Below are 15,021 nucleotides of genomic sequence, written 5' to 3'. Positions count from 1 at the left end.
CGCAATCGAGAGAATCAAATACATGAAGAAGAAAATCCGAGGGAGTAGCCTTGTCGCGGGGTCGTTGCTTATCGTATCAACCGGTGCGATGGCACAATCGCTACAGCCGCTTGGTAACGAACAACAGGCTCGTCAGCAGGAAGAAGCACGCGAGCGTGAACGAACCGTTTCCACACCGGGAGTTCGTTCGAGTGTCGCGGCGAGTGCAGGCCATCCACAGCTTCCGACCGAAACACCGTGCTTCCGCATTGACCGCTTCACGCTCGATGTTCCCGATTCGCTGCCCGCAGTAGTGAAATCGCAAGGCGCTTCCGCGTTGCCGATGGACGGTTTTGCTTTCGCACGTGAGTGGCTTGAACACTACACCGGACAGTGCGTCGGCAAGCAAGGGCTTGATCTTCTCGTCAAGGCGTTGTCGCAAGACATTCTGTCGCGCGGCTACATCACGACGCGCGTACTGCTGCCCGAACAGGATTTGTCGACGGGCACATTGAAAGTCTCGCTGATTCCCGGCGTGATCCGACACGTGAGCTTCGCCGATGAAAAACTACGCGGTACATGGAAAACTGCGTTCCCGACGCGCGACGGCGAACTGTTGAACCTGCGCGACCTTGAACAAGGTCTGGAGCAGATGAAGCGTGTTACGAGTCAGGACGTGTCGATGCAAATCGTTCCGGCCGATATGCCGGGCGAGAGCGATGTCGTGCTCGATGTGAAGCGTGGCAAGCCTTGGACAGTCGTTGCATCGATCGACAACTCGGGCACGCGCGCGACCGGGAAGCTGCAAGGCAACCTGTCGATCGGCATCGATAACCCGCTCGGTCTGAACGACATCTTCAACGTCGGCGTGAGCCAGGACCTTGAACTTGGCGACAAGCGTCTTGGTTCGCACGGCTGGAACGGCTTCTACTCGATCCCGTGGGGCTACTGGACCGCGACGTTATCGGCCTACACGAACACGTATTACCAGCAAATCGCTGGCGTGAATCAAACGTTCGTGGCAAGCGGCAATTCGAAGACGATCGATTTCAAACTGGCACGAGTGCTTGCCCGTAGCCAGAACGACGTATTCGGCGGCTATGTCCGATTGTCCCGTCGCTTCGGCCAGAGCTTCATCGAAGATACGGAAATCTCGCAGCAGCGGCGCAACAACACGTTCGTTGAATTCGGCCTGACCGACCGTCATTACTTCGACGGCGCGCAGTTCGATGGCACGCTGTCGTACCGACAGGGCGTCGCGGGCCTGGGTGCGCAGGACGACATTCTTGCTGCCGGCGGCGGCCCGACTTACCGCTTCAGGATGGCGGTACTCGATGCGAACCTGTCGGCGCCTTTCGCGATCGCGAAGCAGCCGTTCCGATACGTGACGAGCATCCACGGCCAATATACCGGGAACTCGCTGTACTACATCGATGACTTAACGATCGGCAGTCGCTACACAGTTCGCGGTTTCGACGGCGAAACGATGCTGGCGGCGGCACGCGGTTTCTATTGGCGCAACGAGCTGCAGATGCCGATCGGGCAGACCGGACAGGCGATCTATGCAGGATTGGATTACGGTCGCGTTTGGGGACCGCAGCCGGTTGCGTTGGTCGGTACGCAGTTGGCCGGCGCAGTAATTGGCGTCAAAGGCAGCGTAGCGACACGTTTCGGCGGCTACGGTTACGACCTGTTCGCCGGTACGCCGGTCTACAAGCCGTCTGAATTTCCGACCGCACGCGTGACGGTCGGATTTCAGGTGACCGCGCAATTTTGAGCGGGATCGTGACGCGCGTTGCGATCTCGCGTTATTTCGCATATGTGGCACTGGCTTTCCCCCAAAATCGCCTGGCGTGAAGCCGCCGATCCTCCCTATAATCCCGCCTGCATATTGCGTGCGCTTGACTGCGCACATTCGACGCGCGTTCGTTCGCGCCGAAGGCGATGGATCCCGTTACCGCTCGTCACGCGCACAGCCGCGTCGCGCGGGCCGCTCGGGTGTATTCCATGAAAGGCCTTATCCGTATTTCCAGATTGTTCCGGGAATTACGGATAATCCGCGGCAATCCCAACCGAATTGCCACGGCATCCATGTCGTTTCTCATTCGGAAATCGACAGCAGGGATTATTTCGTTTTCGGCTGCCAAAATGGGCATGAACGACCGCGCATTATCATCGCCGCAATGACGGCGGCCCGCTCGCGGTCGCCAGGAGACGAATTTGAAACAACCAGAGGACCAGTTGCACCGTGGGCTGGAAGAACGGCACATCAACCTGATGGCGCTCGGCGCGACGATCGGCGTCGGCCTGTTCCTCGGCTCGGCCACCGCGATCCGCACGGCCGGCCCCGCCATCCTGCTGACCTACCTGCTCGGCGGCCTCGCGATCTTCCTGATCATGCGCGCGCTCGGCGAGATGGCGATCACCAACCCGGTCGCCGGCGCCTTCAGCCGCTATGCGCGCGACTACCTCGGCCCGCTCGCCGGTTACCTGACCGGCTGGACCTACTGGTTCGTGTGGATCGTCACCTGCATGGCGGAAATCACGGCGGTGGGCGTCTACATGCACATGTGGTTCCCCGCCGTGCCGAACTGGATCTGGGCGCTCGCGGCGCTGCTCGCGATGGGCTCGGTGAACTTCATCGCGGTCAAACTGTATGGCGAATTCGAATTCTGGTTCGCGCTGGTCAAGATCGTCACGATCGTGCTGATGATCATCGGCGGCGGCTTGATGATCGCGTTCGGCGTCGGCAACGGCGGTATCGCGACCGGCATCTCGAACCTGTGGTCGCACGGCGGCTTCATGCCGAACGGGATCAACGGCGTGATCGCCGCGCTGCCGATCGTGATGTTCGCGTATCTCGGCGTCGAGATGCTCGGCCTCACGGCCGGCGAGGCGCGCAACCCGGAGAAGTCGCTCACCAAGGCCGTGAATTCGGTGTTCTGGCGCGTGCTGATTTTCTACATCGGCGCGCTGTTCGTGATCATGTCGCTCTATCCGTGGGACCAGATCGGCACGCAGGGCAGCCCGTTCGTGATGACGTTCTCGCGGCTCGGCATTCCGGCCGCCGCCGGCATCATCAACTTCGTCGTGCTGACCGCGGCGCTGTCGTCGTGCAACAGCGGCCTGTTCAGCACCGCGCGGATGCTCTACAACCTCGCGCAGCAGGGCCAGGCGCCCGCCGTGCTCGGTCGCGTGAATCGCAGCGGCGTGCCCGTGCATGGCGTGGCCGTGTCGGCTGCGCTGCTGCTGATCGGCGTGTTGCTCAACTATCTCGCGCCGCAGCACGTGTTCACGTGGCTCACGTCGGTGTCGACGTTCGGCGCGATCTGGACGTGGTGCGTGATCCTGGTCGCGCAGATGCGTTTTCGCCGCACGCTGTCGGCCGATAGGATCGCGCGTCTGCCGATCCGCGTGCCGTTCTATCCGCTCGGGTCGTTCGTCGCGCTCGGGTTTCTCGTGCTGGTCGTCGTGCTGATGGCGTTCACGCCGGATACGCGCGTCGCGCTCGTGATCGGGCCGGTGTGGATCGTGCTGCTCGGCATCGCGTACGCGCTGTTCTACGCGAACCGTCCGGCCGCGTCGATGCCGACGAAGTCGTAAGTCGCGCGGGCAGGGGGCGGCGCGAGCGTTCGCGATCGTTGATCGCGATCATGCACGCGCGGGCCGGACGGCCTATGCTGAACGAACGCATCGCTTGTCCGCGCTTCGCGCGGCATCCCGCCGATCCCTGCGACCGCGGCGGCTAGCCGGCCACCGCGCGAAGCGCCCCGTCGTCGCCCGGCGACGACGGGCACGCACGGAGACCTTCGCCATGCAGCCTGTCCAGCCCATCCCGACGCTCGCGCGGATCGCGCTGGCCGTCGATCCGACGCCCGAATCGCTGACCGCCGCCCGTTACGTGCGCACGCTGCTGCGTCCCGGCATGCGATTGCGCATCATTTGCACGATCGACAATCCGCGCCTCCTGTTGCCCGACATTCCGCGCATCGATGCGCTGCTGACGTCGGCACGCGAGGACATGATGCGCGAAGCGCAAGCCACCTGCGCGCGGATCGCGGCGCTGTTCGCCGACAGCGGCATCGAGGTCGAACAGGTGGTCGTCGATACGTCGGTCACGGGCGGCTCGGTCGCCGACGCACTGATCGACGATACGTCGACGTGGCATGCGGACGTGCTGGCGATCGGCGCGAATCCGCATCACGGGCTGTTGCGGCTCGTCGAAGGTGCGATGTCGGACACGCTGACGAGACGCGCGCGCTGCGCGCTGCTGATCGTGCCGACCGCCTATGTACGGCCGTCGGACGGCACGCTGCAGCGGCTGATGTTCGCGGTCGACGGTAGCGAGCCGTCGCTGCATGCGGTACGTGTCGGGCTCGGCTTCGCGGGGCCGACGACGTTGCTGTATGCGGCGTACGTGGTCGATCGCGCGGTTCGTCTGACCGATGTCGTGCCGGTGCGCGCGCTCGAGGATGCGTACCGCGCGGAGGGCGAGGATGCGCTCGCGAAGATCGGCCCGCTGTTTCATGCGACGGGCAATCCGACCAAGCGGGGCATTGTCGAAACGCATCCGACCAGCGACGACGTGGCCCATGCGCTGATGCGCGATGCGGTGCACTGGCGGGCAGAGCTGCTGGTGGTCGGTACGCACGGCCGTCGCGGCATCGCCGCCTGGCTGATCGGCAGCGTCGCGCGGCGGGTCGCGCATCTCGCGCAGGTGCCGGTGCTGCTGGTGCGCGGCGCGGAATGAATCGCGGGTCGTCGCGATCGAAGCGGGTGCGGATTGACCTGCATCAGAAACGCGACGCATATCGCGTGAGACAGTGACGGAGCGTCCCGTGGCGCGGCTGGCCTGTCGTGCAAACGTGACCATCGCCGCGCCTGCATGCGAAAGGCGATCGCTGTCGCACTCGCCGCCACACTATGTTCGGACGCCGCGCCGCGTGTTTGTCCGGCGCGTCATCCAACCGGAAACTCTCTGGCACGAGGGTAGGCAACCAACGGTTGCCTTGGAGGACGGGCGGGGTGGAAGTCACCCCGTCCGCTTTCCGCCTGGCCCCGTCGAATTCATTTCCCCGCAGGCATGGTTTGGAAGGCGGCGCGTCATCGTGCGCGGTCACCTCGATACGGATCGCGGCGGACATGGCGCATGCACGGCGAGGCGCCGGCATGGCGCGCGTGTCGTGACGCGCAACCGATGCCCGGCCCCCGTGCAGTGCGCCGGTGACGTACGCAGATCAGAGGGATCGAAGAATCGAGCGCAAGTCGTGCCGGCGGCCCGTGCCGCGACGTACTCGCGCATGCGGATGCATGACATGGAGCGGCGCACATGGGCTGCACGTGCGGCTGCGCAAACGATTCGCATGCGGCCAGCCGGGGCGCGCCTTGCGACGCGGCTCCCGCTCGGCCGGCGCGTCGGCTGCGTTGCGCGCGCGCAGTGCCGCGGCGAATCGCTGCAACGCGAGGACCGACCCCGCGACGCTCTGATACTTTTCGCGGCCGATCTGCCCGTCGAGCGTGACGAGCAATCCGGCCTCGCGTGCGAGCGCGAGCAAGGTGTCGAGGTCGTTGGGCGGACGGTTGCCGGCCGACGCGGCCCGGGCGGGCAGGGCGCGCGCGTTGCCCGACGCGTGCCGCTGGCCGTCCCGGCCCGGTAAATTGCGATGTGCCATGGTTGGTCTCCTGCGCCGGCCCCCGCGTGCCGGCTCGATGGCCGACTGAGCGATGTTCCGGTATGAACGCCTGGTTCATGTGATCAGTATCGTGTGGCGACCGCCCGCTGCCAAGCGGCGCGCGCTGAAGTCGCTGTCAGGAAATTGCGCGACGCTATCGGAATCCGCTGACACGCGCGGCGGCCAACTGGCCGCACCGCCGCGCTCGTCCGGCGAATGGATGGCCGCAGGCGCTTGACGCAGGATTTCGGACGGTCTAAGTTTCCCCACTGCATCGGCGTCGCGCGGCGTTTCACCCGCCGCTCGTCGCCCATGCCGCGCCCCGGGGTGGCGTGGCAAGGCTTCCATCCAGTCTCGTTCGCGGGCCATGTGCAACGCGAACCCTTGCGAACGGTTCGGAAACGGACCGAGCGGCGGCACGCAATGTGCCGTTGATCGCGCGCAAACCCGCGCCGGCGCATCGTACGCCGTGCGTCTGCCCAGTCTTTAAGCTTCCAGTACCGTCATCTTTTCGTTCCTCGACCGTCAGGAGCCTGTCGATGTCCAAGGACAATTTGCTCGATTCACTCAAGGAAGCCGCCGAACGGCGCGCGATCGGCGCGGATCAGCTGCGTGCGATGCTCGACGACGAAGTGCGCGCGCTGTCGTCCGGTGCGCGGGTGCACGACTACATCCATGTATTCGCGATCCGGCACCTGCGCGAGCGGATGCGTCAGAAGGACGTTTTCGACCGCGACACCCGGGCCGATGCGGCGCCCGCGGACGCCGATCCGCGTCCGAGTCACCGGCTATAGCGGGCGGGGGCCGGCGCGCAGCTCACGCGTCGAAGCCGGCCATCTTGACGATCCGCTGACAGTCACGGACGCCAGTCGTCATACGTTTCATTGAATCGTCACAACGACCTCAAGGAAGCGGCGCGTTTTGCCGTTTACCCGGTGAATTCGTCCACGGGGTATTCCCGCTTTCTTACCGAGTCGTTGCCATGTTCTCGTCCATTCGCGCCCGCATCCTTGCCGCGTGCGTCGCCATCGTCGTATTCGCGCTCGTCGCCACGACACTGATCAACTATTTCATTGCACGCTCGTACAACGACGACGCGATCGACCGCAACCTGATCTCCGTCGCCAGCGGCCACGTGGTCGGGATCGCCGATTGGGTCGCGACCCGCAGCCGGATGATCGCGTCGCTGCAGGATGCCGCGCTCACGCCCGATCCGCTGCCGGTGTTCAAGCAGATGGCCGCGGCCGGCGGCTTCACCAACGTCTACGCCGGCTATGCCGACAAGACGTTCCACTTCTCCGACCCGACCGGCATCCCGCCTGACTACGACCCCACCGGCCGCCCGTGGTACAAGCAGGCCGCGCAGGCCGGCAAGCCTGTCGTCACGCCGCCGTACGTCGACGCCGGCACGGGCAACCTCGTCGTCACGTTCGCGGTGCCGATCCTGCGCGACGGCGCGCTGAAGGGCGTGGTCGCCGCGGATCTGTCGATGGACAGCGTGATCGCCAACGTGAAGTCGATCCACCCGACGCCAGCGAGCTTCGGGATGCTGATCGACAGCAGCGGCCACGTCGTCGCCCACCCGGACGCGAAGCTCACGCTGAAGCCGGTCGCCGACGTGTCGCCCGAACTCGGCGCACTGGGTGTGGCGTCGATCGCGGCGGCGAACGCGCCGGTCCAGGTCAGCGTCGGCGGCGACGCGAAGCTGGTGCGCGCGAAACCCGTACCGGGCACCGACTGGTACGCGCTGGTGCTGCTCGACAAAAACGAGGCGACGGCCGGGATGCGTTCGCTGCTGACCGCGTCGCTGATCACGCTGATCGTGATCGTCGGCGTGGCGTCGCTGATCATCGGCGCGATCACCGCGACCGCGTTCCGCCGTCTGTCGCAGGTGCGCCAGGCGATGGCCGCGATCGGCTCGGGCGCCGGCGACCTGACGCAGCGGCTGCCGGCGGACGGCCGCGACGAAGTCGCCGACATCGCGCGCTCGTTCAACAGTTTCGTCGACAAGCTGAACGACGTGATGCGCCAGATCCGCGAGGCGAGCGAATCGGTGCGCACGGCCGCGAACGAGATCGCGGCGGGCAACCAGGACCTGTCGTCGCGTACCGAATCGGCGGCGGCGAGCCTGGAGGAAACCGCCGCGTCGATGGAAGAGATTACCGCGACCGTCGGTCAGTCGGCGGCGGCCGCCGGCCAGGCCGACGAGCGCGCGGCGGCCGCGTCACGGATCGCGTCGCACGGCGGCGTGGTCGTGTCGGACGTCGTCGCGACGATGGGGAAGATCGAGGAAGCGTCGGGCCGGATCGGCGACATCATCGGCGTGATCGACGGGATCGCATTCCAGACCAACATCCTCGCGCTGAACGCGGCCGTCGAAGCGGCGCGGGCGGGCGAACAGGGCCGCGGCTTCGCGGTCGTCGCGCAGGAAGTGCGCAGCCTCGCGCAACGCAGCGCGCAGGCCGCGCGCGAAGTGAAGGTGCTGGTCGAATCGACGGTCGCGAGCGTGTCGGCCGGGTCCGGGCAGGTGCGCCAGGCCGGCGACACGATGCGCGAGATCGTGGCCAACGTGGCCAACGTGACGACCATCATCTCCGAGATCACGCATGCGGCGAACGAGCAGACGCGCGGGATCCAGGAAGTGAACCGCGCGGTCGGCCAGCTCGACGAAATGGTGCAGCAGAACGCGGCGCTCGTCGAACAGTCGACCGCGGCAGCCACCGCGTTGCAGTCGCAGGCGAATGCGCTCGCGACGACGGTCGGGCAGTTCAAGGTCGCCTGACGCGGTAGCGGCCTGCGGCAGGCGGGCCGCGCGGCTTACGAACCGTCCTGGTCGCGCATCAGCGCGAGCCGGTTGTAGAGCGTCTTCAGGCTGATGCCGAGCGCCTTGGCCGCGCGCGGCTTGTCGCCGTCGAAGTGATGCAGCGTCGCCGCGATGAAGCGCTGCTGCACGTGGTGCAGTGTCGCCCCGACCGGCAGGGCCATCGCGCCTGCCGACGTGCTGTCGGCCACCGGCATCGGCTGCTTCGGCAGGGCGACGTCGATGCCTTCGTCCGCCAGGATGTACGCGCGCTCGATCGTGTTGTGCAGTTCGCGCACGTTGCCGGGCCACGAATACGCGCGCAACGCGGCGATCGCCGCGTCGGTCAGCCGCTTGTGCGCGCGATGCCGCGCGTTCAACGTGTCGACGAATTCCTGCGCGATCGTCTCGACGTCACCGTCGCGCTGGCGCAGCGGCGGCACGTAGATCGCGAACGCGGCGAGCCGGTAGAACAGGTCCTCGCGCAGCCGGCCGTCGCGCACGGCGTCGGCCGGATTGTGGCGGGTGGCCGATACGAACCGCACGTCGAGCGGAATCGATTCGGTGCCGCCCACGCGCACGATCGTGTTCGACTCGATCGCCCGCAGCAGTTTCACCTGCAGCACGGCGGGCATTTCCGCGATCTCGTCGAGCAGCAGCGTGCCGCCCCGCGCGGCTTCGAAGAAACCTTCGCGCTGCGCGATCGCGCCGGTAAAGCTGCCTTTCTCGTGCCCGAACAAGTGCGCCTCGGCAAGATCGGCCGGAATCGCGCCGCAGTTCATCGGCACGAACGGGCCGTCGCGCCGCGTGCTCAGATCGTGCAGCCGGCGCGCGACGATATCCTTGCCGACCCCGCTTTCGCCGGCAATCATCACGCTCGCGCCGGTCGGCGCGATTTTCTCGATACGGCCAAGGAGCGTGCGCATCGCGGCGGACCGGCCGGACAGCCGGCGACCGTCTGCGCGCTGCTTCGTCCGGTTGGCGGATTCACCCATAGGCGTTCGCGGGCCGTTTTGAAAAACGGCATCACACGTCCCGTTGATTGCAATATTTATCATCGACAGCGAAACGATGGTGAAGGTGCCGCGGTATAGAAAATTCCAATGTGCGGGATGCGAGCGAAAGAAACAGGCCATCGTTGTTTCGCGCACCCTTGCACGACGCCTCTTCTGAGTGACAACCGGCGCTTTTTTACAGAAACCCGACGAAAAGCCGCCAGCGACACATTGCGTCGGCGCGCCCGGCTCTACCGACAGCCGCCCATGCAGGCTCCGGCCGCGCGGGCGCAGGGCCCGGCCATCCAGGGCTGGAACGCCGCACGCGCCCGCCACCGGGCACGACGTTTGCTGGCGTCTTCACGCTCGCCCGGCGCGCTCGACGGTATGCCGGATGGCCGAAAGGCGGCATCCCCCCGCACGACGGGAGCCGGCGCGATGCAAGGACGCAATGAGGACTTTGACCCGTGAGTTGTTTCGGCAGGGTGCATGGGTCGTGCTGGCCGTCGGGCTGGCGTCCGCGCTGCAGGCGTGGGCGATCCAGGTTGTCGGCCAGCACGCGCCGTTTGCGCCGCTGCCTTTCTACGCAGGCGTGGCCGCCGCCGCGTGGCTGACTTCGTTCGGCGGCGGCCTCGTCGCGACCGTCGCGAGCGTCGGCGTGATCGCCGCGTTGTGGTGGCGCGACGCGCCACTGGCCACGCTGCTGGCGCAAGCCGGCGCGTTCGTCGCGATCGGTTTCGTCGAATGCGTGCTGGTGGCGGCCGTGAAGCCGCTGCTCGCGAACGATCGCCCGCGCGAGATCGGCGACGTCGACGGCGGTCCTTCCACGCCGCGCGAACCGTCGTCCGTCACCGGCGTGTCCGACGACGGACTGTTGCGCTGCGTGGTCGATGCGTCGCCGGACGCGATCGTCGGGACCGACGCCGAGCGCCGGATCGTCAGCTGGAACCCGGCCGCCGCAAGAATCTTCGGCATCGATGCGGTCGAGGCGAACGGACGCGACGTCGTCACGATGATCGCGCCGCGCTGGTTGCGCCGGCATTCGATGCCGGCGTCGTTCGCGGAACTGCGCAAGCTCGTCGGGCCGCTCGACGTACTGTGCATGCGTCCCGACGGCAGCCGTTTTCGTGCCACCTTCGCCGCGGCGCCGATCGTCGACGCGCAGGGCAATTGCGCGGGTCTGTCGCTGACGCTGCGCGAGGCGGGCGAACGCCGCCACAACGAACGCCATTACCTGCGCTCGTTGCGCGGCGCGCGCGACGCGCGCGTGCAGGCCGACGCGTCGAACCGGCTGAAGGACGAACTGCTGGCGACGGTGTCGCACGAACTGCGCACGCCGCTGAACGTGATCTACGGCTGGGTCGAGGTGCTGCGCAACGCCGACGGGCAGGGTTTCACGCAGCAGGCGGTCGATGCGATCGATCGCAGCGCGCGGTCGCTGTCGCACATGGTCGCCGACTTGCTCGACGCATCGTCCCTCGCGACCGGCCGGCTGCGCCTCGAACGCGTGCCGGTCGATCTCGTGCGGATCGTGCGCGACGCCGCGCGTGAATTCGACGCGACGGCCGAGGCGAACGGGCTCGTGCTGTCGACGGAGTACGCGATGCCGGCTTGCGTGATTCCGGCGGACGGCGAACGCCTGCGCCAGGTCCTGTCGAACCTGCTGTCGAACGCGATCAAGTTCACGCCGCCGGGCGGACGCATCGACGTATCGCTGACGCGCGCCGGCGAGCGGGTGCGGCTGTCGGTCTCCGATACCGGGCAAGGCATCGCGCCGGAATACCTGCCGCACCTCTTCGAGACGTTCAGCCGGCCGGAAGGCGCATTCACGTCGCCCAAGCGCGGCCTCGGGCTCGGTCTGTCGATCGTGCGCAACATCGCGCAACTGCACGGCGGCGAGGTCGTCGCGACGAGCGCGGGCGCCGGGCGCGGCATGACCGTCACCGTGACGCTGCCGGCCGGCTGGGACGCCGACGATCCGGCGGAGCAGCCGCGCGCGAAGGGGGCGTCCGATACGGTCGCGCTCGACGGTCAGCGCGTGCTGGTGGTCGACGACGACCCGACGTCGCGGACGAGCCTCGCGACCGCGCTCGAAACGATGGGTGCGCAGGTCTCGACCGCGCGGTCGGGGCACGATGCGCTCGATGTGGTCGAAAGGCAGCAGCCGAGCGTCGTGCTGTCCGATCTCGCGATGCCGGACGGCGACGGTTACTGGCTGTTGGACCGGATCCGGCGCCTGCCGAAGGGCGGTGGGCACCTGCCGGTCGTCGCGGTGACCGCGCACGCCGGCAAGGCCGACCGGCGCCGCGTGATGGCCGCCGGGTTCGATGCGTATCTGTGCAAGCCGGTCGACATGCCGACGCTCGCGAGCGTGATCGTCGACGTCGTGCCCGACGACAGGCGGGACCGGAACGACACGGGCGACGGGAAGCCCCGCAAGCGGTAGCGGCGCACACGGACCATGCGGCGCGCTGTTCGCCTGACCGCTGACCGCATACGAAAAGGAGACACGATGGACGCAACGGAAAATACGCGGCGCGACGGCACGGGCAGCAAGCCGGCACGCACCCGACGCAGGACGCCGATCGTGCCGATCGCGAGCATACTGATACTGTCGTGTGCCTGGATCGCGACGCCCCGCACCGCATCGGTCGAGGAGAGCACGCGTGCGAAGCTCGCGAGCCAGGCGTCGGCCGTCGGCGGCCAGATTCGCGATGCGACGCTCGCGTCCCGCGTCAGGGCCGCGCTCGTCGCCGAACGCGGCCTGGCTTCCGGCGACATCGACGTGCAGGTTCGCGACCGCGTGGCCGAACTGACGGGCAACGTCCCCGACGAGCGGCAACGCGCGACCGCGATCCGTGTCGCGCACGACGTCAGCGGCGTGAGCGGCGTGCGCGACAAGCTGCAGATCCGCCGGAAGTAACGTGATGCGCGGGCCAGCGCCGGGCCGATCGGGCGTCGCGCGCTCGCGACCCTGCGCGTCACCGGGCAGGAGAGTTCGACATGGACACCATCATCGCGGGCCGTTTCTCGCGGCTCGAGCAGGCGGAACGCTGCGCGAAGCAATTGCGCGGCCACGTTATCCATCGGGACGACGTGAAGGTCTTCTTTCTCAATCCGCCCGGACAGCACGCGCTGTTCTGGCTCGGCGGCAACGTCGATGCGGACTCCGCCGCGCGGCCGGGCGGGATCGGTGCGCTGGAAGGCGTGGCCGTCGGCGCGATCGTCGGGCTCGCCGGGGCCGCGCTGCTGTATCTGGGCGGCCTTCATGCGCCGCTCGCGTGGATCGGCGTGCCGCTCGTGGGCGGTTACGTCGGCGCGTTGTGCGGCGCGCTCGGCCGGATGCGCGGCGACGCGCCGGAGGGGCATGGCGCGCTCAAGCAATGCGAAAACGGCGTCGTGCTGGCCGCGCATGTGACGCGGCGCACGATCACGTTCGCGGAGCGAACGATGCTCGCCGCCGGCGCGCTGTCGGTGGAGCGCACCGAGGGCGCATGGCACCGCGGCGCGTGGACCGATTTCTTCGCGTCGTCCCACCGTCCCGCGTGACGGCCCGCCGCGCGGCTGGCCCGCTCCGTCGTCTCACACGGAGGCCCGCATGACAGAACCGAACCGGATCAAGCACCGCACGCCCCGGCCGCTGGTCAGCGTGCTGACTGCCATCGCCGGCGTTGTGGCGCTCGCGTCGTCGCACGCGCAGACGCCGGCTTCGTCCGCGCAGGTCGCTCCGGGCGTCATCCGCCCCGGCCCGACCGCCGACGAGCCCGGCATGACGCAGCGGCCGACCGGCATCGACGCCGAGTTCGTCGACAAGGCGGGCATGATCGGCAAGGTGGAACGGCAAGCCGGCCAACAGGCGCTCGACCGCTCGTCGAACGCGGACGTCAAGGCCTTCGCGCGCCGGATGGTCGACGATCACGCCCGTATCGCGGAAGAATTGCGGCACCTCGGCGCGCAAAAGGGCGTGCCGGTCCAGACGCGCATGCTGGTGGACCCGGCAGTGACGGCATTGCGGGCGAAGGAGGGACGCGCGTTCGATACGGCGTATGTGGCCCTCACCGGGCCACGCGCGCACGAAGCGGCGATCCGGCTTTACGAAACCGAGGCGAAAGAAGGCCGCGACCCGCAGCTTCGCGCGTTCGCGGCCCGCACGCTGCCGATGCTGAACGCGCATCTGGGCGCCGCGCGGCGACTCGCGAAGACGGTGGCCGCCGCGCAGTGACCCGCTTTCCGGCGGCCAGGCCCGGATCGCTTCAGTGCCGCCTCGTGCCGTCTTCGGGGCCGCCCGGCGACGCCTCGTACGGCGGCGAATCGAGCGCCGTTTCGCCTTCCTCGATCAGCCAGTACGGCGACCGGCCGTAATACGCATGCAGCGCTTCGGCCCATTCGGGGTCGGCCATCGTCGGCCAGTGGCTCTTGTCGAAGCCGGGTGACTCGCGCACACGTGCGGTATCCACGGGCAGCACGAAGCATCGGCGTTCGGCATCGAGGACGAGCGCGTTCCACGGCACCGCGAGCAGCTTGTCGCCGATGCCGAGCAAGCCGCCCGACGACACGACCGCATACGCGATCCGCCCGGCGCGCACGTCGAGCATGATATGGGCGATCTTGCCGATGTCGTCGCCGTCCATCGTCAGCACGCGGTCGCCTTCAAGCGTGCCGGCGGTCATGACGTCGGGCCCCGGCCCGCCGACGGCCTTGCGCGGGTTCGCGCCGGCGATGCGCGCGGCGTCGCGCGACGGTTTGTCCGTTGTCATCGAAAACCTCCTGGTCGAAGCGGCACCCTGGCGCAAGCGCAACTTGATTGCGCGGATAGTGCGCCAGGGCAGCAGGCCGCGGGATGATGGGCACGCCGATCGGTCAGCGGCGGCGCGGTAACGAGACGTCCTCGAGCGTATTGGCCAACTCGTCACGCGCCGGGCCGCCGGCGCGCGTCGCGATGTCGCCGAGCGACACCATGCCGACGAGCTTCCGGCTGCGGTCGAGCACCGGCAAGCGGTGCAACTGCACGTCGGCCATCCGCTGCTGGACGTCGCCGACGCCGTCATCCTCGACGCACCACTGCACGGGCCTGGAAGCGACCGCCTGCACGGGCGTATCGGGCGAATGACCGTGCGACAGCGCGCGCACGGCCAGGTCGCGATCGGTCACGATCGCGACGAGTTCGGTGCCGTCGCAAACGGGCAGCACGCCGATATCGAAGCGCTGCATCAATTCGGCCGCATGGCGAATCGTGTCGGTCGGCGCGACGCACACTACGTCGCGCGACATGATTTCGTTGACGCGATACATGAACGCCTCCTTCGTGGTCGGGACGAGTGGGAAGCACCGCGCGTGCCGCGCATGGGGCGCGCACGCCGGCGCCAAGGCCTGTTCGCGGTGATAACGTCGTTGCGCAACGCGCAAAACGGGCTTGCACCGGGCTACCGGGCGACGGAGCAATTTGCCAGCGTGCTTGTACATCTTCCACGGCGGCGGCCGTGGCCGGTCGACGCGGGACGTCAGTGGCCGATGCCCGTCATCGTGACAATTGCCAGCACCACCGCGCTTTCGAGCGCGGCCAGCGCCGCAACGC

General features: G+C 67.6%; 13 protein-coding genes. 9 read left to right on the top strand and 4 right to left on the bottom strand.

All coding sequences use genetic code 11. The features are described 5' to 3' along the window. Positions 1-88 precede the first annotated feature (88 nt). The 3 genes from AC3IFE_RS08525 to AC3IFE_RS08515 all read left to right on the top strand — a co-directional run bounded on the left by AC3IFE_RS08525 (position 89) and on the right by AC3IFE_RS08515 (position 4,729). Positions 89-1,756, top strand: a complete 1,668-nt coding sequence (locus tag AC3IFE_RS08525) for a ShlB/FhaC/HecB family hemolysin secretion/activation protein (protein WP_489190358.1) — start codon at positions 89-91, stop codon at positions 1,754-1,756. Between the two features lie 443 nt (positions 1,757-2,199). Further along, positions 2,200-3,582 carry an amino acid permease gene (locus tag AC3IFE_RS08520; protein WP_489190224.1) on the top strand — a complete coding sequence of 461 codons (1,383 nt, stop codon included), beginning with the start codon at positions 2,200-2,202 and terminating at the stop codon, positions 3,580-3,582. 211 nt (positions 3,583-3,793) lie between these two features. After that, the gene (locus tag AC3IFE_RS08515) at positions 3,794-4,729 is read left to right on the top strand and encodes a universal stress protein (RefSeq protein ID WP_489190223.1); all 936 of its coding nucleotides are present in this window, start codon (positions 3,794-3,796) and stop codon (positions 4,727-4,729) included. 487 nt (positions 4,730-5,216) lie between these two features. Here the strand turns inward: AC3IFE_RS08515 and AC3IFE_RS08510 are convergent, their stop codons facing one another. Beyond that, positions 5,217-5,651 (bottom strand): hypothetical protein, encoded by a 435-nt coding sequence (locus AC3IFE_RS08510; protein WP_489190221.1) that lies wholly within the window; start codon positions 5,649-5,651, stop codon positions 5,217-5,219. 539 nt (positions 5,652-6,190) lie between these two features. On the opposite strand from AC3IFE_RS08510, the gene AC3IFE_RS08505 reads away from it, so the two are divergent. Both AC3IFE_RS08505 and AC3IFE_RS08500 read left to right on the top strand, forming a co-directional pair. Further along, positions 6,191-6,445, top strand: a complete 255-nt coding sequence (locus tag AC3IFE_RS08505; protein ID WP_089469772.1) for a DUF3562 domain-containing protein — start codon at positions 6,191-6,193, stop codon at positions 6,443-6,445. 188 nt (positions 6,446-6,633) lie between these two features. Next, a complete protein-coding gene (locus AC3IFE_RS08500) occupies positions 6,634-8,433 on the top strand; it encodes a methyl-accepting chemotaxis protein (RefSeq protein WP_489190220.1) in 1,800 nt (599 codons plus the stop codon). A gap of 35 nt (positions 8,434-8,468) precedes the next feature. On the opposite strand, the gene AC3IFE_RS08495 is transcribed toward AC3IFE_RS08500, so the two are convergent. Next, positions 8,469-9,509 carry a sigma-54 interaction domain-containing protein gene (locus tag AC3IFE_RS08495; protein WP_489190219.1) on the bottom strand — a complete coding sequence of 347 codons (1,041 nt, stop codon included), beginning with the start codon at positions 9,507-9,509 and terminating at the stop codon, positions 8,469-8,471. A gap of 388 nt (positions 9,510-9,897) precedes the next feature. Between AC3IFE_RS08495 and AC3IFE_RS08490 the strand changes: the two genes are divergently transcribed. The 4 genes from AC3IFE_RS08490 (at position 9,898) to AC3IFE_RS08475 (ending at position 13,668) form a co-directional block, all read left to right on the top strand. After that, positions 9,898-11,892, top strand: a complete 1,995-nt coding sequence (locus AC3IFE_RS08490; protein ID WP_489190218.1) for a hybrid sensor histidine kinase/response regulator — start codon at positions 9,898-9,900, stop codon at positions 11,890-11,892. 66 nt (positions 11,893-11,958) lie between these two features. Further along, the gene (locus tag AC3IFE_RS08485; protein WP_489190217.1) at positions 11,959-12,369 is read left to right on the top strand and encodes a BON domain-containing protein; all 411 of its coding nucleotides are present in this window, start codon (positions 11,959-11,961) and stop codon (positions 12,367-12,369) included. An 80-nt stretch (positions 12,370-12,449) separates the two neighbouring features. Further along, entirely contained in the window at positions 12,450-12,995 is a 546-nt protein-coding gene (locus AC3IFE_RS08480; protein WP_489190215.1) for a hypothetical protein, read from the top strand. Positions 12,996-13,044: 49 nt separating this feature from the next. Next, a complete protein-coding gene (locus AC3IFE_RS08475) occupies positions 13,045-13,668 on the top strand; it encodes a DUF4142 domain-containing protein (RefSeq protein WP_489190214.1) in 624 nt (207 codons plus the stop codon). A 31-nt stretch (positions 13,669-13,699) separates the two neighbouring features. Here AC3IFE_RS08475 and AC3IFE_RS08470 read toward each other — a convergent pair whose 3' ends face one another. Both AC3IFE_RS08470 and AC3IFE_RS08465 read right to left on the bottom strand, forming a co-directional pair. Next, a complete protein-coding gene (locus AC3IFE_RS08470; protein WP_489190213.1) occupies positions 13,700-14,203 on the bottom strand; it encodes a PRC-barrel domain-containing protein in 504 nt (167 codons plus the stop codon). Between the two features lie 103 nt (positions 14,204-14,306). After that, positions 14,307-14,738 (bottom strand): CBS domain-containing protein, encoded by a 432-nt coding sequence (locus AC3IFE_RS08465; protein WP_089469779.1) that lies wholly within the window; start codon positions 14,736-14,738, stop codon positions 14,307-14,309. Between the last annotated feature and the right edge of the window lie 283 nt (positions 14,739-15,021).

The sequence above is a fragment of the Burkholderia sp. APQ4-4ca genome (assembly GCF_057837105.1).
This window is presented reverse-complemented; position numbering and strand designations above follow the sequence as displayed.